Origin of the sequence: Escherichia sp. WS1265, from assembly GCF_046487585.1 — a bacterium.
Taxonomy (GTDB): Bacteria; Pseudomonadota; Gammaproteobacteria; order Enterobacterales; family Enterobacteriaceae; genus Escherichia; species Escherichia coli.
In genome coordinates this window covers 29,478-51,686 of the sequence record NZ_JBJQJE010000005.1, presented here as the reverse complement: position 1 = coordinate 51,686, position 22,209 = coordinate 29,478, and the positions used below count along the sequence as shown (strand labels likewise).

Below are 22,209 nucleotides of genomic sequence, written 5' to 3'. Positions count from 1 at the left end.
CGTATGAATTTAAGAAGTTAATGGCGTAAAGAATGAATACACAACAATTGGCAAAACTGCGTTCCATCGTGCCCGAAATGCGTCGCGTTCGGCACATACATTTTGTCGGCATCGGTGGTGCCGGTATGGGCGGTATTGCCGAAGTTCTGGCCAATGAAGGTTATCAGATCAGTGGTTCCGATTTAGCGCCAAATCCGGTCACGCAGCAGTTAATGAATCTTGGGGCGACAATTTATTTCAACCATCGCCCGGAAAACGTACGTGATGCCAGCGTGGTCGTTGTTTCCAGCGCGATTTCTGCCGATAACCCGGAAATTGTCGCAGCTCATGAAGCGCGTATTCCGGTGATCCGTCGTGCCGAAATGCTGGCTGAGTTAATGCGTTTTCGTCATGGCATCGCCATTGCCGGAACGCACGGCAAAACGACAACCACTGCGATGGTTTCCAGCATCTACGCAGAAGCGGGACTCGACCCAACCTTCGTTAACGGTGGGCTGGTAAAAGCGGCGGGCGTTCATGCGCGTTTGGGGCATGGTCGGTACCTGATTGCCGAAGCAGATGAGAGTGATGCATCGTTCCTGCATCTGCAACCGATGGTGGCGATTGTCACCAATATCGAAGCCGACCACATGGATACCTACCAGGGCGACTTTGAGAATTTAAAACAGACCTTTATTAATTTTCTGCACAACCTGCCGTTTTACGGTCGTGCAGTGATGTGTGTTGATGATCCGGTGATCCGCGAATTGTTACCGCGTGTGGGACGTCAGACCACGACTTACGGCTTCAGCGAAGATGCCGACGTGCGTGTAGAAGATTATCAGCAGATTGGCCCGCAAGGGCACTTTACGCTGCTGCGCCAGGACAAAGAGCCGATGCGCGTCACCCTAAATGCGCCAGGTCGTCATAACGCGCTGAACGCCGCAGCTGCGGTTGCGGTTGCTACGGAAGAGGGCATTGACGACGAGGCTATTTTGCGTGCGCTGGAGAGCTTCCAGGGGACTGGTCGTCGTTTTGATTTCCTCGGTGAATTCCCGCTGGAGCCAGTGAATGGTAAAAGCGGTACGGCAATGCTGGTCGATGACTACGGCCACCACCCGACGGAAGTGGACGCCACTATTAAAGCGGCGCGTGCAGGCTGGCCGGATAAAAACCTGGTAATGCTGTTTCAGCCGCACCGTTTTACCCGTACACGCGACCTGTATGATGATTTCGCCAATGTGCTGACGCAGGTTGATACCCTGTTGATGCTGGAAGTGTATCCGGCTGGCGAAGCGCCAATTCCGGGAGCGGACAGCCGTTCGCTGTGTCGCACAATTCGTGGACGTGGGAAAATTGATCCCATTCTGGTGCCTGACCCGGCGCAGGTAGCCGAGATGCTGGCACCGGTATTAACCGGTAACGACCTGATTCTCGTTCAGGGGGCTGGTAATATTGGAAAAATTGCCCGTTCTTTAGCTGAAATCAAACTGAAGCCGCAAACTCCGGAGGAAGCACAACATGACTGATAAAATCGCGGTCCTGTTGGGTGGGACCTCCGCTGAGCGGGAAGTTTCTCTGAATTCTGGCGCAGCGGTGTTAGCCGGGCTGCGTGAAGGCGGTATTGACGCGTATCCTGTCGACCCGAAAGAAGTCGACGTGACGCAACTGAAGTCGATGGGCTTTCAGAAAGTGTTTATCGCGCTACACGGTCGCGGCGGTGAAGATGGCACGCTGCAGGGCATGCTCGAGCTGATGGGCTTGCCTTATACCGGCAGCGGAGTGATGGCATCTGCGCTTTCAATGGATAAACTACGCAGCAAATTGCTTTGGCAGGGCGCTGGTTTACCGGTAGCGCCGTGGGTAGCATTAACCCGCGCAGAGTTTGAAAAAGGCCTGAGTGATAAGCAGTTAGCAGAAATTTCTGCTCTGGGTTTGCCGGTTATCGTTAAGCCGAGCCGCGAAGGTTCCAGTGTGGGAATGTCAAAAGTAGTAGCAGAAAATGCTCTACAAGATGCATTAAGATTGGCATTTCAGCACGATGAGGAAGTATTGATTGAAAAATGGCTAAGTGGGCCGGAGTTCACGGTTGCGATACTCGGTGAAGAAATTTTACCGTCAATACGTATTCAACCGTCCGGAACCTTCTATGATTATGAGGCGAAGTATCTCTCTGATGAGACACAGTATTTCTGCCCCGCAGGTCTGGAAGCGTCACAAGAGGCCAATTTGCAGGCATTAGTGCTGAAAGCATGGACGACGTTAGGTTGCAAAGGATGGGGACGTATTGACGTTATGCTGGACAGCGATGGACAGTTTTATCTGCTGGAAGCCAATACCTCACCGGGTATGACCAGCCACAGCCTGGTGCCGATGGCGGCACGTCAGGCAGGTATGAGCTTCTCGCAGTTGGTAGTACGAATTCTGGAACTGGCGGACTAATATGTCGCAGGCTGCTCTGAACACGCGAAACAGCGAAGAAGAGGTTTCTTCTCGCCGCAATAATGGAACGCGTCTGGCGGGGATCCTTTTCCTGCTGACCGTTTTAACGACAGTGTTGGTGAGCGGCTGGGTCGTGTTGGGCTGGATGGAAGATGCGCAACGCCTGCCGCTCTCAAAGCTGGTGTTGACCGGTGAACGCCATTACACGCGTAATGACGATATCCGGCAGTCGATCCTGGCATTGGGTGAGCCAGGTACCTTTATGACCCAGGATGTCAACATCATCCAGACGCAAATAGAACAACGCCTGCCGTGGATTAAGCAGGTGAGCGTCAGAAAGCAGTGGCCTGATGAATTGAAGATTCATCTGGTTGAATATGTGCCGATTGCGCGGTGGAATGATCAACATATGGTAGACGCGGAAGGAAACACTTTCAGCGTGCCGCCAGATCGCACCAGCAAGCAGGTGCTTCCAATGCTGTATGGCCCGGAAGGCAGCGCCAATGAAGTGTTGCAGGGCTATCGCGAAATGGGGCAGATGCTGGCAAAGGACAGATTTACTCTGAAGGAAGCGGCGATGACCGCGCGGCGTTCCTGGCAGTTGACGCTGAATAACGATATTAAGCTCAATCTTGGCCGGGGCGATACGATGAAACGTTTGGCTCGCTTTGTAGAACTTTATCCGGTTTTACAGCAGCAGGCGCAAACCGATGGCAAACGGATTAGCTACGTTGATTTGCGTTATGACTCTGGAGCGGCAGTAGGCTGGGCGCCCTTGCCGCCAGAGGAATCTACTCAGCAACAAAATCAGGCACAGGCAGAACAACAATGATCAAGGCGACGGACAGAAAACTGGTAGTAGGACTGGAGATTGGTACCGCGAAGGTTGCCGCTTTAGTAGGGGAAGTTCTGCCCGACGGTATGGTCAATATCATTGGCGTGGGCAGCTGCCCGTCGCGTGGTATGGATAAAGGCGGGGTGAACGACCTCGAATCCGTGGTCAAGTGCGTACAACGCGCCATTGACCAGGCAGAATTGATGGCAGATTGTCAGATCTCTTCGGTATATCTGGCGCTTTCTGGTAAGCACATCAGCTGCCAGAATGAAATTGGTATGGTGCCTATTTCTGAAGAAGAAGTGACGCAAGAAGATGTGGAAAACGTCGTCCATACCGCGAAATCGGTGCGTGTGCGCGATGAGCATCGTGTGCTGCATGTGATCCCGCAAGAGTATGCGATTGACTATCAGGAAGGGATCAAGAATCCGGTAGGACTTTCGGGCGTGCGGATGCAGGCAAAAGTGCACCTGATCACATGTCACAACGATATGGCGAAAAACATCGTCAAAGCGGTTGAACGTTGTGGGCTGAAAGTTGACCAACTGATATTTGCCGGACTGGCATCAAGTTATTCGGTATTGACGGAAGATGAACGTGAACTGGGTGTCTGCGTCGTCGATATCGGTGGTGGTACAATGGATATCGCCGTTTATACCGGTGGGGCATTGCGCCACACTAAGGTAATTCCTTATGCTGGCAATGTCGTGACCAGTGATATCGCTTACGCCTTTGGCACGCCGCCAAGCGACGCCGAAGCGATTAAAGTTCGCCACGGTTGTGCGCTGGGTTCCATCGTTGGAAAAGATGAGAGCGTGGAAGTGCCGAGCGTAGGCGGTCGTCCGCCGCGGAGTCTGCAACGTCAGACCCTGGCAGAGGTGATCGAGCCGCGCTATACCGAGCTGCTCAACCTGGTCAACGAAGAGATATTGCAGTTGCAGGAAAAGCTTCGCCAACAAGGGGTTAAACATCACCTGGCGGCAGGCATTGTATTAACTGGTGGCGCAGCGCAGATCGAAGGTCTTGCAGCCTGTGCTCAGCGCGTGTTTCATACGCAAGTGCGTATCGGCGCGCCGCTGAACATTACCGGTTTAACGGATTATGCTCAGGAGCCGTATTATTCGACGGCGGTGGGATTGCTTCACTATGGAAAAGAGTCACATCTTAACGGTGAAGCTGAAGTAGAAAAACGTGTTACAGCATCAGTTGGCTCGTGGATCAAGCGACTCAATAGTTGGCTGCGAAAAGAGTTTTAATTTTTATGAGGCCGACGATGATTACGGCCTCAGGCGACAGGCACAAATCGGAGAGAAACTATGTTTGAACCAATGGAACTTACCAATGACGCGGTGATTAAAGTCATCGGCGTCGGCGGCGGCGGCGGTAATGCTGTTGAACACATGGTGCGCGAGCGCATTGAAGGTGTTGAATTCTTCGCGGTAAATACCGATGCACAAGCGCTGCGTAAAACAGCGGTTGGACAGACGATTCAAATCGGTAGCGGTATCACCAAAGGACTGGGCGCTGGCGCTAATCCAGAAGTTGGCCGTAATGCGGCTGATGAGGATCGCGATGCACTGCGTGCGGCGCTGGAAGGTGCAGACATGGTCTTTATCGCAGCGGGTATGGGTGGTGGTACCGGTACAGGCGCAGCACCAGTCGTCGCTGAAGTGGCAAAAGATTTGGGTATCCTGACCGTTGCTGTCGTCACTAAGCCTTTCAACTTTGAAGGCAAGAAGCGTATGGCATTCGCGGAGCAGGGGATCACTGAACTGTCCAAGCATGTGGACTCTCTGATTACTATCCCGAACGACAAACTGCTGAAAGTTCTGGGCCGCGGTATCTCCCTGCTGGATGCGTTTGGCGCAGCGAACGACGTACTCAAAGGCGCTGTGCAAGGTATCGCCGAACTGATTACTCGTCCGGGTTTGATGAACGTGGACTTTGCAGACGTACGCACCGTAATGTCTGAAATGGGCTACGCAATGATGGGTTCTGGCGTGGCGAGCGGTGAAGACCGTGCGGAAGAAGCTGCTGAAATGGCTATCTCTTCTCCGCTGCTGGAAGATATCGACCTGTCTGGCGCACGCGGCGTGCTGGTTAACATCACGGCGGGCTTCGACCTGCGTCTGGATGAGTTCGAAACGGTAGGTAACACCATCCGTGCATTTGCTTCCGACAACGCGACTGTGGTTATCGGTACTTCTCTTGACCCGGATATGAATGACGAGCTGCGCGTAACTGTTGTTGCGACAGGTATCGGCATGGACAAACGTCCTGAAATCACTCTGGTGACCAATAAGCAGGTTCAGCAGCCAGTGATGGATCGCTACCAGCAGCACGGGATGGCTCCGCTGACCCAGGAGCAGAAGCCGGTTGCTAAAGTCGTGAATGACAATGCGCCGCAAACTGCGAAAGAGCCGGATTATCTGGATATCCCAGCATTCCTGCGTAAGCAAGCTGATTAAGAATTGACTGGAATTTGGGTTTCGAGGCTCTTTGTGCTAAACTGGCCCGCCGAATGTATAGTACACTTCGGTTGGATAGGTAATTTGGCGAGATAATACGATGATCAAACAAAGGACACTTAAACGTATCGTTCAGGCGACGGGTGTCGGTTTACATACCGGCAAGAAAGTCACCCTGACGTTACGCCCTGCGCCGGCCAACACCGGGGTCATCTATCGTCGCACCGACTTGAATCCACCGGTAGATTTCCCGGCCGATGCCAAATCTGTGCGTGATACCATGCTCTGTACGTGTCTGGTCAACGAGCATGATGTACGGATTTCAACCGTAGAGCACCTCAATGCTGCTCTCGCGGGCCTGGGCATCGATAACATTGTTATCGAAGTTAACGCGCCGGAAATCCCGATCATGGACGGCAGCGCCGCTCCGTTTGTATACCTGCTGCTTGACGCCGGTATCGACGAGTTGAACTGCGCCAAGAAATTTGTTCGCATCAAAGAGACTGTTCGTGTCGAAGATGGCGATAAGTGGGCTGAATTTAAGCCGTACAATGGTTTTTCGCTGGATTTCACCATCGATTTTAACCATCCGGCTATTGATTCCAGCAACCAGCGCTATGCGATGAACTTCTCCGCTGATGCGTTTATGCGCCAGATCAGCCGTGCGCGTACGTTCGGTTTCATGCGTGATATCGAATATCTGCAGTCCCGTGGTTTGTGCCTGGGCGGTAGCTTCGATTGTGCCATCGTTGTTGACGATTATCGCGTACTGAACGAAGACGGCCTGCGTTTTGAAGACGAATTTGTGCGTCACAAAATGCTCGATGCGATCGGTGACTTGTTCATGTGTGGTCACAATATTATTGGTGCATTTACCGCTTATAAATCCGGTCATGCACTGAATAACAAACTGCTGCAGGCTGTCCTTGCAAAACAGGAAGCCTGGGAATATGTGACCTTCCAGGACGACGCAGAACTGCCGTTGGCCTTCAAAGCGCCTTCAGCCGTACTGGCATAACGACATTTATACTGTCGTATAAAATTCGACTGGCAAATCTGGCACTCTCTCCGGCCAGGTGAACCAGTCGTTTTTTTTTGAATTTTATAAGAACGATAAAAAACGGTGCGAACGCTGTTTTCTTAAGCACTTTTACGCACAACTTATCTTCATTCGTGCTGTGGACTTCAGGCTTTAATGATAAGATTTGTGCGCTAAATACGTTTGAATACGATCGGGATGGCAATAACGTGAGTGGAATACTGACGCGCTGGCGACAGTTTGGTAAACGCTACTTCTGGCCGCATCTCTTATTAGGGATGGTCGCGGCGAGTTTAGGTTTGCCTGCGCTCAGCAACGCCGCCGAACCAAACGCGCCCGCAAAAGCGACAACCCGCAACCACGAGCCTTCAGCCAAAGTTAACTTTGGTCAATTGGCCTTGCTGGAAGCGAACACGCGCCGCCCGAATTCGAACTATTCCGTTGATTACTGGCATCAACATGCCATTCGCACGGTAATCCGTCATCTTTCCTTCGCAATGGCACCGCAAACGCTGCCCGTTGCTGAAGAATCTTTGCCTCTTCAGGCGCAACATCTTGCATTACTGGATACGCTCAGCGCGCTGTTGACCCAGGAAGGCACGCCGTCTGAAAAGGGTTATCGCATTGATTATGCGCATTTTACCCCGCAAGCAAAATTCAGCACGCCCGTCTGGATAAGCCAGGCGCAAGGCATCCGTGCTGGCCCTCAACGCCTCAGCTAACAACAATAAACCTTTACTTCATTTTATTGACTCCGCAACGCGGGGCGTTTGAGATTTTATTATGCTAATCAAATTATTAACTAAAGTTTTCGGTAGTCGTAACGATCGCACCCTGCGCCGGATGCGCAAAGTGGTCAACATCATCAATGCCATGGAACCGGAGATGGAAAAACTCTCCGACGAAGAACTGAAAGGGAAAACCGCAGAGTTTCGTGCACGTCTGGAAAAAGGCGAAGTGCTGGAAAATCTGATCCCGGAAGCTTTCGCCGTGGTGCGTGAGGCAAGTAAGCGCGTCTTTGGTATGCGTCACTTCGACGTTCAGTTACTCGGCGGTATGGTTCTTAACGAACGCTGCATCGCCGAAATGCGTACCGGTGAAGGTAAAACCCTGACCGCAACGCTGCCTGCTTACCTGAACGCATTAACCGGTAAGGGCGTACACGTTGTTACCGTCAACGACTACCTGGCGCAACGTGACGCCGAAAACAACCGTCCGCTGTTTGAATTCCTTGGCCTGACTGTCGGTATCAACCTGCCGGGCATGCCAGCACCGGCGAAGCGTGAAGCTTACGCAGCTGACATCACTTACGGTACGAACAACGAATACGGCTTTGACTACCTGCGCGATAACATGGCGTTCAGCCCTGAAGAACGTGTACAGCGTAAACTGCACTATGCGCTGGTGGACGAAGTGGACTCCATCCTGATCGATGAAGCTCGTACACCGCTGATCATTTCCGGCCCGGCAGAAGACAGCTCGGAAATGTATAAACGCGTGAATAAAATTATTCCGCACCTGATCCGTCAGGAAAAAGAAGACTCCGAAACCTTCCAGGGCGAAGGCCACTTCTCGGTGGACGAAAAATCTCGCCAGGTGAACCTGACCGAACGTGGTCTGGTGCTGATTGAAGAACTGCTGGTGAAAGAAGGCATCATGGATGAAGGGGAGTCTCTGTACTCTCCGGCCAACATCATGCTGATGCACCACGTAACGGCGGCGCTGCGCGCTCATGCGCTGTTTACCCGAGACGTCGACTACATCGTTAAAGATGGTGAAGTTATCATCGTTGACGAACACACCGGTCGTACCATGCAGGGACGTCGTTGGTCCGATGGCCTGCATCAGGCAGTGGAAGCGAAAGAAGGTGTACAGATCCAGAACGAAAACCAGACGCTGGCGTCGATCACCTTTCAGAACTACTTCCGTCTGTATGAAAAACTGGCGGGGATGACCGGTACTGCTGATACCGAAGCTTTCGAATTTAGCTCCATCTACAAGCTGGATACCGTCGTTGTTCCGACCAACCGTCCAATGATTCGTAAAGATCTGCCGGACCTGGTCTACATGACTGAAGCGGAAAAAATTCAGGCGATCATTGAAGATATCAAAGAACGTACGGCGAAAGGTCAGCCGGTGCTGGTGGGTACTATCTCCATCGAAAAATCGGAGCTGGTGTCAAACGAACTGACCAAAGCCGGTATTAAGCACAACGTCCTGAACGCCAAATTCCACGCCAACGAAGCGGCGATTGTTGCTCAGGCAGGTTATCCGGCTGCGGTGACTATCGCGACCAACATGGCGGGTCGTGGTACAGATATTGTGCTCGGTGGTAGCTGGCAGGCAGAAGTTGCCGCGCTGGAAAATCCGACCGCAGAGCAAATTGAAAAAATTAAGGCCGACTGGCAGGTACGTCACGATGCGGTACTGGAAGCAGGTGGCCTGCATATCATCGGTACCGAGCGTCACGAATCCCGTCGTATCGATAACCAGTTGCGCGGTCGTTCTGGTCGTCAGGGGGATGCTGGTTCTTCCCGTTTCTACCTGTCGATGGAAGATGCGCTGATGCGTATTTTTGCTTCCGACCGAGTATCCGGCATGATGCGTAAACTGGGTATGAAGCCAGGCGAAGCCATTGAACACCCGTGGGTGACCAAAGCGATTGCCAACGCCCAGCGTAAAGTTGAAAGCCGTAACTTCGACATTCGTAAGCAACTGCTGGAATATGATGATGTGGCTAACGATCAGCGTCGCGCCATTTACTCCCAGCGTAACGAACTGCTGGATGTCAGCGATGTGAGCGAAACCATCAACAGCATTCGTGAAGATGTGTTCAAAGCGACCATTGATGCCTACATTCCGCCACAGTCGCTGGAAGAAATGTGGGATATTCCGGGACTGCAGGAACGTCTGAAGAACGATTTCGACCTCGATTTGCCAATTGCCGAGTGGCTGGATAAAGAACCAGAACTGCATGAAGAGACGCTGCGTGAGCGCATTCTGGCGCAGTCCATCGAAGTGTATCAGCGTAAAGAAGAAGTGGTTGGTGCTGAGATGATGCGTCACTTCGAAAAAGGCGTCATGCTGCAAACTCTCGACTCTCTGTGGAAAGAGCACCTGGCAGCGATGGACTATCTGCGTCAGGGTATCCACCTGCGTGGCTATGCACAGAAAGATCCGAAGCAGGAATACAAACGTGAATCGTTCTCCATGTTTGCAGCGATGCTGGAGTCGTTGAAATATGAAGTTATTAGCACGCTGAGCAAAGTTCAGGTACGTATGCCTGAAGAGGTTGAGGAGCTGGAACAACAGCGTCGTATAGAAGCCGAGCGTTTAGCGCAAATGCAGCAGCTTAGCCATCAGGATGACGACTCTGCAGCCGCAGCTGCACTGGCGGCGCAAACCGGTGAGCGCAAAGTAGGACGTAACGATCCTTGCCCGTGCGGTTCTGGTAAAAAATACAAGCAGTGCCATGGTCGCCTGCAATAAAAGCTAACAGTTGAAGTAAAAGGCGCAGGATTCTGCGCCTTTTTTATAGGTTTAAGACAATGAAAAAGCTGCAAATTGCGGTAGGTATTATTCGCAACGAGAACAATGAAATCTTTATAACGCGTCGCGCAGCAGATGCGCACATGGCGAATAAACTGGAGTTTCCCGGCGGTAAAATTGAAATGGGCGAAACGCCGGAACAGGCGGTGGTGCGTGAACTTCAGGAAGAGGTCGGGATTACCCCACAACATTTTTCGCTATTTGAAAAACTGGAATATGAATTCCCGGACAGGCATATAACACTGTGGTTTTGGCTGGTCGAAAGCTGGGAAGGGGAGCCGTGGGGTAAAGAAGGGCAACCCGGTGAGTGGATGTCGCTGGTCGGTCTGAATGCCGATGATTTTCCGCCAGCCAATGAACCGGTACTTGCGAAGCTTAAGCGTGTGTATGTCGGATAGGTGTTTATGCCGCATCCAACATTTGCACAAGATGCCCGATGCGACGCTGGCGCGTCTTATCAGCATCTACAATTTTAACACGTTGATATATAAGGTCTTGTAGGTCGGATAAGGCGTTCACACCGCATCCGACATTTGCACACGATGCCTGATACGACGCTGCCCGCGTCTTATCAGGCCAGCGTCGCATCAGAAAAAATGTCACTGCTTTGGCTCTTCGCTCCAGTCATCGCTTTCGGAAAGATCGCCACTGCTGGGGATTCGTTTTTCTTCAGCAGCCCATTCTCCGAGGTCGATCAGCTGACAACGTTTGGAGCAAAATGGCCGAAACGGGCTGATTTCACCCCACACCACCGTTTTCCCGCAGGTTGGGCAATTCACCGTAATAGTTTCTGACATTTTTACTCCTTAGCAACAGGCCAGTTCGAAATCCAGACGTTCCGGTACCTGTCCGTTTTCACTGTCCAGCGGCATAAAACGAATGGCAAAACGGCTCTTATGACCGGAAATTTGCGGATAAAGCTGTGAATCGAGTGACAGATTCAGGCGCAGCAAGTCGGCATCGCCACCGTTATCCTGATAAAAACCATTCAGGCTGGTTTGTTTACGGAAGGGGGCCGACTGGCGAATTAAATCCAGCACCATGGTAAGTGCCTGGGTGAGCGGGTTCAGGCTGGCAATCCAGGTTTCTACCTGGCTGTCGCGCTGCGCCTGGGGTAGATGCAGCCAAATGTGCAATGTAGGTAAATCAAAGCTACAACAGCCGCCTGGGATGCTCAGTCGCTGACGCACCAGAGCAATCAAACGATCTTCACGCAGAAATTGCCCGATACGCGGCGCGGAAATTAATACGCTCCCCGCCGCTTTTAACTGCTGAATTAATGCTTCAATACGGCTCTGGTCCACGCCAGGCACGCCAATCCAGGTCTGGAGTTTACGTTGCTGCCGGTCAAGTTCTTTCAACAGCTCAGTGCGGACTTCGCCGCGCTCGAAAACATCCAGTAATTCACTGACATTACGGAAGAAATGCAGCGCGCCAGCGTGGTCAGCGATGGGTAAATTAACGGTGAGTTGCTGAATCAAAAACTCAATGCGCAGCCACGTACGCATTTTTTCATTTAGTGGATGTTCAAAAAGGACCTGGGTCTGCATTACGGTTTTTCCTGTGAGACAAACTGCGACGCAAGCTGCAAATAGTGTGCGTGCAGGCGGGCAACATCCGATGCGATAGCATCCGGTGCGCCGTTATTATCAATGACGTCATCTGCCACGGCAAGGCGAGCTTCGCGCGGTGCCTGAGCAGCAAGGATTTGTTCGACATGCTCGCGAGTTACATCATCGCGCTGCATGGTGCGCTTAAGTTGCGTTTCTGGGCTGACATCCACCACCAGCACTCGATTCGCTTTTTTATACAGTGAGTTTTCTACCAGCAATGGCACAACCCACAGTACATAGGGGGAAGTTGCTTGCTGGATCTGGTGTTGCGTCTCTTGCTGAATCAGCGGATGCAGCAGGGCGTTAAGCCAGTTTTTCTCTTCCGGGTTGGCGAAGATCCGCTCGCGCAAGGCCCGGCGCTGCAATGTTCCATCAGCAGCAATCATGTTAGCGCCAAAGTGATCAGCAATGGCATGTAGCGCAGGTGCACCTGGTTCAACCACCTGACGCGCAATAATATCGGCATCAATGACGTTAATTCCGAGATCAGCAAACGCATTGGCAACGGTACTCTTGCCACTGCCAATGCCTCCCGTTAAGGCAACTATATACCTCATAATTTATATTCCCGGGAATTCATCATGATTATCAAAACGTTAAAAATGAGCGCACGAAAGCGAAATTGATGAAACGTTCGCTCACTATTTACCAGGTAAATTTATGGGATTGTAGCGTAAAAAAAGACAATTTCGCAGTCTTGCGCCGCATTGATTAGTGCGTATGATAGCGTCACTGGAGTTGCGCTCTTACCCTTATAGCCATTAACCCCAGGAATCCGCACATGCGTATTGAAGAAGATCTGAAGTTAGGTTTTAAAGACGTTCTCATCCGCCCTAAACGCTCCACTCTTAAAAGCCGTTCCGATGTTGAACTGGAACGTCAATTCACCTTCAAACATTCAGGTCAGAGCTGGTCCGGCGTGCCGATTATCGCCGCAAATATGGACACCGTAGGCACATTTTCTATGGCCTCTGCGCTGGCTTCTTTTGATATTTTGACTGCTGTGCATAAACACTATTCTGTCGAAGAGTGGCAAGCGTTTATCAACAATTCTTCCGCTGATGTGCTGAAACATGTGATGGTTTCTACCGGTACATCAGATGCGGATTTCGAAAAAACTAAACAGATTCTCGACCTGAACCCGGCATTAAATTTCGTTTGTATTGACGTGGCGAATGGTTATTCCGAACACTTCGTGCAGTTCGTTGCGAAAGCGCGTGAAGCGTGGCCGACCAAAACCATTTGTGCTGGCAACGTAGTGACTGGTGAAATGTGTGAGGAGCTTATCCTCTCCGGTGCTGATATCGTTAAAGTTGGCATCGGCCCAGGTTCTGTTTGTACAACTCGCGTCAAAACAGGCGTCGGTTATCCGCAACTTTCTGCGGTAATCGAATGTGCCGATGCTGCGCACGGTCTGGGCGGAATGATCGTCAGCGACGGTGGCTGCACCACGCCGGGCGATGTCGCGAAAGCCTTTGGCGGCGGTGCCGATTTCGTCATGCTTGGCGGCATGCTGGCGGGCCACGAAGAGAGCGGCGGTCGCATCGTTGAGGAGAACGGCGAGAAATTTATGCTGTTCTACGGCATGAGCTCCGAGTCTGCGATGAAACGTCACGTTGGCGGCGTTGCGGAATACCGCGCAGCAGAAGGTAAAACCGTTAAGCTGCCGCTGCGAGGCCCGGTTGAAAATACCGCGCGTGATATTTTGGGCGGCCTGCGTTCAGCTTGTACATACGTTGGGGCTTCACGCCTGAAAGAGCTGACCAAGCGCACCACGTTTATTCGTGTGCTGGAACAAGAAAACCGCATCTTCAACAACCTGTAATCTCCCAACGCTGGCGTGGAGCAACACGCCAGCGTTATCCCATTCCACTCATCGCATCGCCTAAATGGAAAATTGGCAGATACATTGCCACCACCAGCGTACCGATAATTCCTCCCGTTATGATCAGCAACGCCGGTTCCAGTAAGGCTGCGAGGTTATCCGCCAGCGCCAGTGTGTTATCCCGATGATGATGGGCGAGGTTGTCTAACATGAGATCCAGCGAGCCGGATGCCTCTCCTGTTCTCACTAATTGCAAACAGAGTGGGCTAAACTCACCGGTATTTTTTAGCGCCAGCCAGATGGGGTGACCGTTACTGATATCGTGCTGGATTTGTGTCAGAAGTTGCACCCAGTACGGGCAGCGCATTGTTTCTCTGACGCTCTCTACGCCCTGTAAAAAAGTAATGCCTGCACTTTGAGTCAGCGCCAGAATCGTAAAGATCTGCGTGAGTTTTTGTCCCCGCATCAGTGAACCCATAATCGGGATGCGTAACAGCAATTTCTGCCGCGCGATAAGCCAGGTCGGGCGGCGCATCAGCAACTTATTGGCTATCGCCAGCAGAAAGCCGAACAACACCAGCAGCCAGCCCCATTCGCCACTAAAGTCTGCCAGCGTCATGATCCCCTGCGTTAGTACCGGTAGTGGGGTGTTGAAGGTCTTATAAATAGCAGCAAACTCCGGCAGCACAAAATGCAGCATTGCCACAACCACCATGATTGCCATCGCTAAAATGATGATGGGATAACGCAACGCTGATTTCACTTTATCGGCTAACTGACGCTGGGCTTTTTGCTGTCGAGCAAGTTCAAAGCAACATTCATCTAACTTACCAGTCAATTCCCCCGTGCGGATCATTGCCTGATAGAGCGGCGGAAATACCTCTGACCAGGGTAATAAGGCATTGGAAAAAGCAATGCCCTGTTCGAGATCGTACGCCAGCGATTGCAGCAACGCTTGCCATTGCTTACTGGGATGCTGTTCCGCCAGCAGTGCCAGCCCTTCAGAAAGCGTTAACCCGGCTTTGAGTAGCGTCGCCAGTTGATGAATGACTTCCGCGCTTTTATCTCCTCGCCACTGCGCAGAATTGATGGCGATTCGCTTCAGGCTTAGTGGGGTAACCATCTGTTGCTGTAGTGCCATAAGCAGCAAAGCACGGCTCTCAGCCCATAGCATCCCATCTTGCGCATTGCCGTCGCCGGTTATGCCATGCCAGCGCCAGAGTTGCTTACTCGCCATGCGGCATCCCCAATACGCGGATTAACTCTTCAAAGGTGGTTAAGCCTTGCTCCACGGCCAGGCAGCCGTTTTCAAAAAGCGTACGCATACCCGCCTGTCGGGCGTGCGTTTCCAGCGATTCAACGTCGGTATTAGCGGAAATAAGCTGACGTATGACCGGTGTTATGGGCAGAACTTCAAATAAGGCCGTGCGACCATAAAAACCGTGGTAGCAATGTACACAACCGGGTGCCTGCCAGTGGGGCAGCGGCGACGGCCATACATTGTCTGGAATATGGATGGGCTCCCCTTGCTGTCGGCGACAATGTGGGCAAAGTTTACGTACCAGACGCTGGGCTATTACCAGTGTAAGCGCCGATGAGAGCATCCAGCGGGCGACCCCCATTTGCTGTAAACGTACCAGCGTTTCAGTGGTGGAATTGGTGTGTAGGGTAGACAACACCAGGTGACCGGTTTGCGCCGCTTTAATAGCGATCTCTGCTGTTTCGCCATCGCGGATCTCTCCGATCATGATGACGTCAGGGTCCTGGCGCAATAACGCACGCAAAACGCCCTGAAAGGTAAGACCGGCACGCGGATGGATTTGCGTCTGGTTTAGTCCGGCTATGGGGATCTCAACCGGATCTTTGACGCTACAAATATTAATGTCAGCGGTATTCAGCGTTTGCAGGGCACTATAAAGCGTGACCGTTTTGCCGCTGCCTGTAGGGCCTGTTACCAGCACCAGTCCCTGTGGTTGTTGCAAGGCATGAGCAAAGTCCGCCAGTTGTAACGGCTGCATTCCAAGCGTGTTGACATCCAGTGCCTGACTCACCTGCTGTAACAACCTTAATACCACCTTTTCACCACCCCGACATGGTAAGGTCGCAATACGAAATGAGACGGCGTTTCCTGCCAGTTCGACAGTGAATTGCCCGTCCTGCGGCAGGCGATGTTCCGCAATATCCAGGTTGCCCAGCACTTTTAATCTGGCGGTTAATGCGACTCCGGCATCCGGTGAAACATCCGGTAAAGGATGCAATACGCCGTCGATACGCAAGCGGATGCGGTAGGCATTGTCCGCTGGTTCGATATGAATATCAGACGCGCGTTGTTCCAGCGCAGATTGTAACGTTCGAGTCAGCAACTCTGCTTTGGGCTGATGCTTCTCATGAATAGCTACGGGCAATGTCTGTTGTGTGCGACTGGCGTGACCTTCCATTTGTTGGCGCGTCCAGCAGGTGATCTCAATACGTTTGGTGGTAGCGAAATGCAATGCGTCCAGTAGCTCATGCGAAGGGGCATCGACCACCGCAACATGAACCACCTCTTCGCTGGCATCCAGCAAGACTCCCTGATAACGCAGACACAGGGCGGTGAGCTGTGGAATATTCATTGCCGCTCCTTAGTTGGCGTCATCAAAACGGAAGACATCTTCGCAGGCTTGCTGCAATGCGCTGTCACTTTGAATATTGCAGTTGCGCGTCCAACCGGTGACGCCGTTTGCGTTATCCCAACCCGGCGTCATGACGACGCTTAGCCCATTGAGACTTTCTTGCCCGGTCAGCGACACCACGCCCTTTGCCACACTCATGGCTGAAACATAGCGGGTGGTGGTAGGCGAGGGGATGCCATTACTGCCACCGTCGCAGGTATCTAATCCACCATGTTCCAGCGCGCACAACTCTACGGCGGTACGGTAAGGCACAAAGGTTTGTAGCATGTCGGTGAGTGCGGCTTTGCGCAGGTAGTTTTGATAAGCGGGAATACCAATGGCGCTTAAAATGGCAATGATGCCAATAACCACCATCAGTTCGATAAGTGTAAAACCGCGTTGCTTGTCCATTTGTTTCGCTCCTTGATTTGGTTGGCGCTACTTTGGCAAACGCCATCAGCACAAGCGAGGGGCAAAAAACGAAACGGGAAAGCAGCTTCCGGAGTTTTTTATTACGTTGCAGCGAAAGACAAGAAATTTGCGAGGCGTTACGAAGAAAGTTGGGAAAGGGGAGATTATCCGCCCGCGATGGAGCGGATAAATCTGTCAGCAATCAGCAAAAACGCATTGATAGGTCGAGTGCCTGTACGTGTTTAGTTAGCGCACCGACGGAGATAAAGTCCACGCCCGTTTCGGCAAATTCGCGCAGTGTTTTGTCAGTGACGTTGCCAGACACTTCCAGTAGCGCCTTGCCGTTGGTGCGTTTGACGGCTTCGCGCATCTGTTCTGTTTCGAAGTTATCCAGCATGATGATATCGGCACCTGCTTTCAGGGCTTCATCAAGTTCTTCCAGATTCTCTACTTCGACTTCTACTGGCGCATCCGGGTGCAGCCAGGATGCTTTTTCGACCGCCTGGCGTACTGAGCCGGAGGCAATAATATGGTTTTCTTTGATCAGGAAGGCATCAGAAAGCCCCAGACGGTGATTCGCTCCGCCGCCGCAAAGTACCGCGTATTTCAGAGCTGAACGCAGGCCGGGTAAGGTTTTGCGCGTATCCAACAACTGCGTGTTGGTGCCCTCCAGTAATTCGACATAGTGGCGTACCTTACTGGCAACCCCTGAAAGGGTTTGCACAAAATTAAGCGCAGTGCGTTCGCCCGTTAACAGCACGCGGGATGGGCCTTCAAGTTCGAACAAGGGTTCATTGGCGTTGATGACATCGCCGTCATCCACATGCCAGATTATGGTGACATCGTCGCCTGCCAGTTGAATAAACACCTCTTCAACCCAGCGTTTGCCGCAAAATACGCCATTCTCGCGGGTGATCACTGTGGCATGAGAGCGAGAGTTTTCCGGTAAAAGTTTTGCCGTAATGTCATTGTTGGCATCGACTGTTCCGCCTAAATCTTCCCGTAGCGCCTGGGCCACCGCGCCGGGGATATCGAGATTAATGCGTTCCAGCAGCTCGTCACGTCGGGTTTCAGGGTTATAGCGGCGAGGCGGCATGTTAAAACTCCAGATAGCTAACGAATCATAAGGTAGAAACATGCTACTCTGAACCGGGTATTAGCACCACATATAAGGAGATCCTGCATGTTGTTAGAACAGGGGTGGCTGGTTGGCGCGCGCCGCGTTCCCTCACCACATTACGATTGCCGCCCGGATGACGAAACACCCACCCTGCTGGTGGTGCACAATATTAGCCTGCCGCCAGGCGAGTTTGGCGGTCCGTGGATCGACGCATTATTCACTGGAACTATTGATCCGCAGGCACATCCTTTCTTTGCTGAGATCGCCCATTTGCGCGTCTCCGCTCACTGTTTGATTCGCCGTGATGGTGAAATAGTCCAGTATGTTCCTTTCGATAAACGTGCATGGCATGCGGGAGTCTCTCAGTATCAGGGGCGCGAACGCTGCAATGATTTTTCTATTGGGATTGAGCTGGAAGGCACCGATACGCTGGCGTATACCGATGCGCAGTATCAACAGCTTGCGGCGGTTACGCGGGCACTGATTGATCGCTATCCAGATATCGCTAATAACATGACGGGCCATTGTGATATTGCGCCGGATCGGAAAACCGATCCCGGTCCTGCATTTGATTGGGCACGGTTTCGTGCACTGGTCAGCAAGGAGACAACATGACGCTATTTACAACCTTACTGGTGTTAATTTTCGAGCGCCTGTTTAAGTTGGGCGAGCACTGGCAACTTGATCATCGTCTTGAAGCGTTCTTTCGGCGGGTGAAACATTTTTCTCTCGGGCGCACATTAGGCATGACCATTATTGCGATGGGCGTGACTTTTTTACTGTTACGCACATTGCAGGGAGTATTGTTCAACGTTCCCACGCTGCTGGTGTGGCTGCTGATTGGTTTGCTGTGTATTGGCGCAGGTAAAGTTCGTCTTCATTATCATGCTTATCTGACAGCTGCTTCACGTAATGATAGCCATGCCCGTGCCACGATGGCTGGCGAACTCACCATGATTCACGGCGTCCCGGCAGGCTGCGATGAACGTGAGTATTTGCGTGAGCTGCAAAATGCATTGCTGTGGATTAACTTTCGTTTTTATCTTGCTCCGTTGTTCTGGCTGATTGTGGGGGGAACTTGGGGACCCGTTACGCTGATGGGGTATGCGTTTTTGCGTGCATGGCAATACTGGCTGGCGCGTTACCAGACGCCGCATCATCGTTTACAGTCCGGCATTGATGCCGTGCTTCATGTACTGGATTGGGTGCCGGTTCGTCTTGCGGGTGTGGTATATGCCTTGATCGGTCATGGGGAGAAAGCGTTACCGGCCTGGTTTGCTTCGCTGGGTGATTTCCATACTTCGCAATATCAGGTATTAACGCGTCTGGCACAGTTCTCTCTGGCGCGTGAACCGCATGTCGATAAGGTGGAGACGCCGAAGGCAGCGGTTTCCATGGCGAAGAAAACCTCGTTCGTGGTCGTGGTGGTAATTGCGCTACTGACGATTTACGGGGCGTTGGTGTAAAGATTATTGCCCTCACCCTGCACGGGTGAGGGCGTAGAGAGATTAATGCGCTTTTACGGCTTTGGCGGTTTTCTCTTTAAACAGATAGCCGATACCTAACACGATCAGCCATACCGGGATCAGGTATACCGAAATCGCCATTCCTGGGGTCATCAGCATAATCACCAGTACCGCCGCCATAAACAGCAGGCAGATCCAGTTACCCAGCGGATAAAGCAGAGCAGGGAAGCGAGTTACCACGCCTTGTTCCTGCTTGGCGCGACGGAATTTCATATGCGCCAGGCTAATCATCGCCCAGTTGATTACCAGTGCAGATACCACCAGCGCCATTAACAGGCCGAATGCGGATTCCGGTGCAAGGTAGTTAATCAGCACGCACAATGCCGTAACCAGCGCAGACACCAGAATGGTGTTGACTGGTACGCCGCGTTTATCAACAGACGCCAGCGCTTTTGGCGCGTTGCCCTGCTGTGCCAGACCAAACAGCATACGGCTGTTGCAATATACGCAGCTGTTGTACACGGAGAGCGCAGCAGTCAGTACCACGATGTTCAGCGCATTCGCCACAAAGGTATCGCCCAATTCGTGGAAGATCAGTACAAACGGACTGGTATCAGCAGTAACGCGGGTCCACGGCATCAGCGAGAGCAGAACGGCTAACGAACCAATATAGAAAATCAGGATGCGGTAGATAACCTGGTTAGTTGCTTTCGGGATACTTTGCTCCGGGTTATCAGCTTCTGCTGCGGTGATCCCCACCAGTTCCAGACCACCGAACGAGAACATGATAATCGCCATCATCATCACCAGCCCGGTGAAGCCGTGCGGCAGGAAACCACCCTGATCCCACAGGTTGCTAACGGTCGCCTGCGGGCCGCCGTTGCCACTGAATAGCAGCCAGCCGCCGAAGATGATCATCGCTACTACCGCAATAACTTTGATAATGGCAAACCAGAACTCCATCTCACCAAACACTTTTACGTTGGTCAGGTTGATGGCGTTAATCACCACAAAGAACACGGCGGCAGAAACCCAGGTTGGGATTTCCGGATACCAGAACTGAATGTATTTACCCACAGCAGTAAGCTCTGCCATGGCAACTAAAACGTACAGTACCCAGTAGTTCCAGCCAGAGGCGAAACCGGCAAAACAGCCCCAGTATTTATAAGCAAAGTGGCTAAAGGAGCCTGCGACAGGTTCTTCGACCACCATTTCACCTAGCTGACGCATGATCAGAAAGGCGATAAAACCAGCAATGGCGTAACCCAGGATAATCCCTGGCCCTGCGGACTGTATTACGGAGGCGCTACCCAGGAATAGCCCTGTCCCTATCGCGCCTCCCAGCGCGATAAGCTGTATGTGGCGGTTTTTAAGGCCGCGCTTTAGCTGCTCGCCGTGCTGTTGACCTTCCATCATGAAACCTCGTGCGGTGATTGTTTTTTTGATCTACGCAGTGATGCGTGTGTAAGTTTGCAATTCCGTTTATTGTATTGATTTGTTTACATCAAGGAAGTTTGAATTGTTACAAAATGACTTCCGTCAGATCAAGAATAATGGTATGTGGCAGCGAATGCACCCGCTTTATGCATGGTTGAAGATGAGTTGCTTAAAAAGGAACCGTTTGTAAATGTCAGCCTCAAATCCCCTCAACATATACAATGAATATAAATTCATTGCATATGAATTAAAAATCGATAAATTGGTAAGTGAATCGGTTCAATTCGGATTTTTATAGTTTAATAATCGTTAAAAAATCCCTTTCCTACGTAAAGTCTACATTTGTGCATAGTTACAACTTTGAAACGTTATATATGTCAAGTTGTTAAAATGTGCACAATTTCATGATTTCAATCAAAACCTGTATGGACATAAGGTGAATACTTTGTTACTTTAGCGTCACAGACATGAAATTGGTAAGACCAATTGACTTCGGCAAGTGGCTTAAGACAGGAACTCATGGCCTACAGCAAAATCCGCCAACCAAAACTCTCCGATGTGATTGAGCAGCAACTGGAGTTTTTGATCCTCGAAGGCACTCTCCGCCCGGGCGAAAAACTCCCACCGGAACGCGAACTGGCAAAACAGTTTGACGTCTCCCGTCCCTCATTGCGTGAGGCGATTCAACGTCTCGAAGCGAAGGGCTTGTTGCTTCGTCGCCAGGGTGGCGGCACTTTTGTCCAGAGCAGCCTATGGCAAAGCTTCAGCGATCCACTGGTGGAGCTGCTCTCCGACCATCCTGAATCACAGTATGACTTGCTCGAAACACGACACGCCCTGGAAGGTATCGCCGCTTATTACGCCGCGCTGCGTAGTACCGATGAAGACAAGGAACGCATCCGTGAACTCCACCACGCCATAGAGCTGGCGCAGCAGTCTGGCGATCTGGACGCGGAATCAAATGCCGTACTCCAGTATCAGATTGCCGTCACCGAAGCAGCCCACAATGTGGTTCTGCTTCATCTGCTAAGGTGTATGGAGCCGATGTTGGCCCAGAATGTCCGCCAGAACTTCGAATTGCTCTATTCGCGTCGCGAGATGCTGCCGCTGGTGAGTAGTCACCGCACCCGCATATTTGAAGCGATTATGGCCGGTAAGCCGGAAGAAGCGCGCGAAGCATCGCATCGCCATCTGGCCTTTATCGAAGAAATTTTGCTCGACAGAAGCCGTGAAGAGAGCCGCCGTGAGCGTTCTCTACGTCGTCTGGAGCAACGAAAGAATTAGTGATTTTTCTGGTAAAAATTATCCAGAAGATGTTGTAAATCAAGCGCATATAAAAGCGCGGCAACTAAACGTAGAACCTGTCTTATTGAG

At 51.7% G+C, this 22,209-nt stretch carries 22 protein-coding genes; 14 read left to right on the top strand and 8 right to left on the bottom strand.

What is annotated here, in order from left to right; translation table 11 throughout:
- The first annotated feature begins 32 nt into the window (after positions 1 to 32).
- From murC to mutT, 9 genes are all read left to right on the top strand, one after another.
- Positions 33 to 1,508, top strand: coding sequence for a UDP-N-acetylmuramate--L-alanine ligase (gene murC, locus ACJHX3_RS06715; RefSeq protein WP_001096047.1), 1,476 nt, complete (start codon positions 33 to 35; stop codon positions 1,506 to 1,508).
- Positions 1,501 to 2,421, top strand: a complete 921-nt coding sequence (gene ddlB / locus ACJHX3_RS06710; protein WP_000130056.1) for a D-alanine--D-alanine ligase — start codon at positions 1,501 to 1,503, stop codon at positions 2,419 to 2,421. Before murC ends, ddlB begins: the two co-directional genes overlap by 8 nt.
- A 1-nt stretch (position 2,422) precedes the next feature.
- Entirely contained in the window at positions 2,423 to 3,253 is an 831-nt protein-coding gene (gene ftsQ, locus ACJHX3_RS06705) for a cell division protein FtsQ (RefSeq protein WP_000075744.1), read from the top strand.
- Positions 3,250 to 4,512 carry a cell division protein FtsA gene (ftsA, locus tag ACJHX3_RS06700; RefSeq protein WP_000588474.1) on the top strand — a complete coding sequence of 421 codons (1,263 nt, stop codon included), beginning with the start codon at positions 3,250 to 3,252 and terminating at the stop codon, positions 4,510 to 4,512. Before ftsQ ends, ftsA begins: the two co-directional genes overlap by 4 nt.
- 60 nt (positions 4,513 to 4,572) lie before the next feature.
- Positions 4,573 to 5,724 (top strand): cell division protein FtsZ, encoded by a 1,152-nt coding sequence (ftsZ, locus tag ACJHX3_RS06695; protein WP_000462776.1) that lies wholly within the window; start codon positions 4,573 to 4,575, stop codon positions 5,722 to 5,724.
- 100 nt (positions 5,725 to 5,824) lie between these two features.
- Positions 5,825 to 6,742 carry a UDP-3-O-acyl-N-acetylglucosamine deacetylase gene (gene lpxC, locus ACJHX3_RS06690; RefSeq protein ID WP_000595482.1) on the top strand — a complete coding sequence of 306 codons (918 nt, stop codon included), beginning with the start codon at positions 5,825 to 5,827 and terminating at the stop codon, positions 6,740 to 6,742.
- 230 nt (positions 6,743 to 6,972) lie between these two features.
- A complete protein-coding gene (secM, locus tag ACJHX3_RS06685) occupies positions 6,973 to 7,485 on the top strand; it encodes a secA translation cis-regulator SecM (RefSeq protein ID WP_000014320.1) in 513 nt (170 codons plus the stop codon).
- A 61-nt stretch (positions 7,486 to 7,546) separates the two neighbouring features.
- Complete coding sequence (gene secA, locus ACJHX3_RS06680) at positions 7,547 to 10,252, top strand: preprotein translocase subunit SecA (protein ID WP_094321716.1); 2,706 nt, start codon at positions 7,547 to 7,549, stop codon at positions 10,250 to 10,252.
- Positions 10,253 to 10,311: 59 nt separating this feature from the next.
- Positions 10,312 to 10,710 (top strand): 8-oxo-dGTP diphosphatase MutT, encoded by a 399-nt coding sequence (gene mutT, locus ACJHX3_RS06675; protein ID WP_000736017.1) that lies wholly within the window; start codon positions 10,312 to 10,314, stop codon positions 10,708 to 10,710.
- 201 nt (positions 10,711 to 10,911) lie between these two features.
- Here the strand turns inward: mutT and yacG are convergent, their stop codons facing one another.
- The 3 genes from yacG to coaE are packed head-to-tail and all read right to left on the bottom strand — an operon-like array spanning position 10,912 to position 12,482.
- A complete protein-coding gene (gene yacG / locus ACJHX3_RS06670) occupies positions 10,912 to 11,109 on the bottom strand; it encodes a DNA gyrase inhibitor YacG (RefSeq protein ID WP_000005042.1) in 198 nt (65 codons plus the stop codon).
- Between the two features lie 9 nt (positions 11,110 to 11,118).
- Positions 11,119 to 11,862 carry a cell division protein ZapD gene (gene zapD / locus ACJHX3_RS06665; RefSeq protein WP_001194721.1) on the bottom strand — a complete coding sequence of 248 codons (744 nt, stop codon included), beginning with the start codon at positions 11,860 to 11,862 and terminating at the stop codon, positions 11,119 to 11,121.
- Positions 11,862 to 12,482 carry a dephospho-CoA kinase gene (gene coaE, locus ACJHX3_RS06660; protein ID WP_001269517.1) on the bottom strand — a complete coding sequence of 207 codons (621 nt, stop codon included), beginning with the start codon at positions 12,480 to 12,482 and terminating at the stop codon, positions 11,862 to 11,864. Before coaE ends, zapD begins: the two co-directional genes overlap by 1 nt.
- Positions 12,483 to 12,506: 24 nt before the next feature.
- Here coaE and ACJHX3_RS06655 point away from each other — a divergent pair, with 24 nt between their 5' ends.
- Positions 12,507 to 12,551, top strand: coding sequence for a protein YacM (locus tag ACJHX3_RS06655; RefSeq protein WP_120795372.1), 45 nt, complete (start codon positions 12,507 to 12,509; stop codon positions 12,549 to 12,551).
- Between the two features lie 155 nt (positions 12,552 to 12,706).
- The gene (gene guaC / locus ACJHX3_RS06650) at positions 12,707 to 13,750 is read left to right on the top strand and encodes a GMP reductase (protein ID WP_001217337.1); all 1,044 of its coding nucleotides are present in this window, start codon (positions 12,707 to 12,709) and stop codon (positions 13,748 to 13,750) included.
- A gap of 34 nt (positions 13,751 to 13,784) precedes the next feature.
- On the opposite strand, the gene hofC is transcribed toward guaC, so the two are convergent.
- The 4 genes from hofC to nadC all read right to left on the bottom strand — a co-directional run bounded on the left by hofC (position 13,785) and on the right by nadC (position 17,908).
- Positions 13,785 to 14,987, bottom strand: a complete 1,203-nt coding sequence (gene hofC, locus ACJHX3_RS06645) for a protein transport protein HofC (RefSeq protein ID WP_000157245.1) — start codon at positions 14,985 to 14,987, stop codon at positions 13,785 to 13,787.
- Positions 14,977 to 16,362, bottom strand: a complete 1,386-nt coding sequence (gspE, locus tag ACJHX3_RS06640; RefSeq protein ID WP_094308461.1) for a type II secretion system protein GspE — start codon at positions 16,360 to 16,362, stop codon at positions 14,977 to 14,979. Before gspE ends, hofC begins: the two co-directional genes overlap by 11 nt.
- Positions 16,363 to 16,371: 9 nt before the next feature.
- Positions 16,372 to 16,812 (bottom strand): prepilin peptidase-dependent pilin, encoded by a 441-nt coding sequence (ppdD, locus tag ACJHX3_RS06635; protein WP_000360904.1) that lies wholly within the window; start codon positions 16,810 to 16,812, stop codon positions 16,372 to 16,374.
- A gap of 202 nt (positions 16,813 to 17,014) precedes the next feature.
- The gene (nadC, locus tag ACJHX3_RS06630) at positions 17,015 to 17,908 is read right to left on the bottom strand and encodes a carboxylating nicotinate-nucleotide diphosphorylase (protein WP_001135190.1); all 894 of its coding nucleotides are present in this window, start codon (positions 17,906 to 17,908) and stop codon (positions 17,015 to 17,017) included.
- An 87-nt stretch (positions 17,909 to 17,995) separates the two neighbouring features.
- Here nadC and ampD point away from each other — a divergent pair, with 87 nt between their 5' ends.
- Together ampD and ampE are read left to right on the top strand one after the other, a co-directional pair.
- Entirely contained in the window at positions 17,996 to 18,547 is a 552-nt protein-coding gene (gene ampD, locus ACJHX3_RS06625) for a 1,6-anhydro-N-acetylmuramyl-L-alanine amidase AmpD (protein WP_000923726.1), read from the top strand.
- Positions 18,544 to 19,398 carry a beta-lactamase regulator AmpE gene (gene ampE / locus ACJHX3_RS06620; RefSeq protein WP_000172019.1) on the top strand — a complete coding sequence of 285 codons (855 nt, stop codon included), beginning with the start codon at positions 18,544 to 18,546 and terminating at the stop codon, positions 19,396 to 19,398. Before ampD ends, ampE begins: the two co-directional genes overlap by 4 nt.
- Before the next feature lie 42 nt (positions 19,399 to 19,440).
- Here ampE and aroP read toward each other — a convergent pair whose 3' ends face one another.
- Positions 19,441 to 20,814: an aromatic amino acid transporter AroP gene (aroP, locus tag ACJHX3_RS06615; RefSeq protein WP_072146659.1), complete on the bottom strand. Its 1,374-nt coding sequence runs from the start codon at positions 20,812 to 20,814 to the stop codon at positions 19,441 to 19,443.
- Positions 20,815 to 21,354: 540 nt separating this feature from the next.
- Between aroP and pdhR the strand changes: the two genes are divergently transcribed.
- On the top strand, positions 21,355 to 22,119 hold the full coding sequence (gene pdhR / locus ACJHX3_RS06610; protein ID WP_000331776.1) for a pyruvate dehydrogenase complex transcriptional repressor PdhR: 765 nt from the start codon (positions 21,355 to 21,357) through the stop codon (positions 22,117 to 22,119).
- Positions 22,120 to 22,209: the final 90 nt, after the last annotated feature.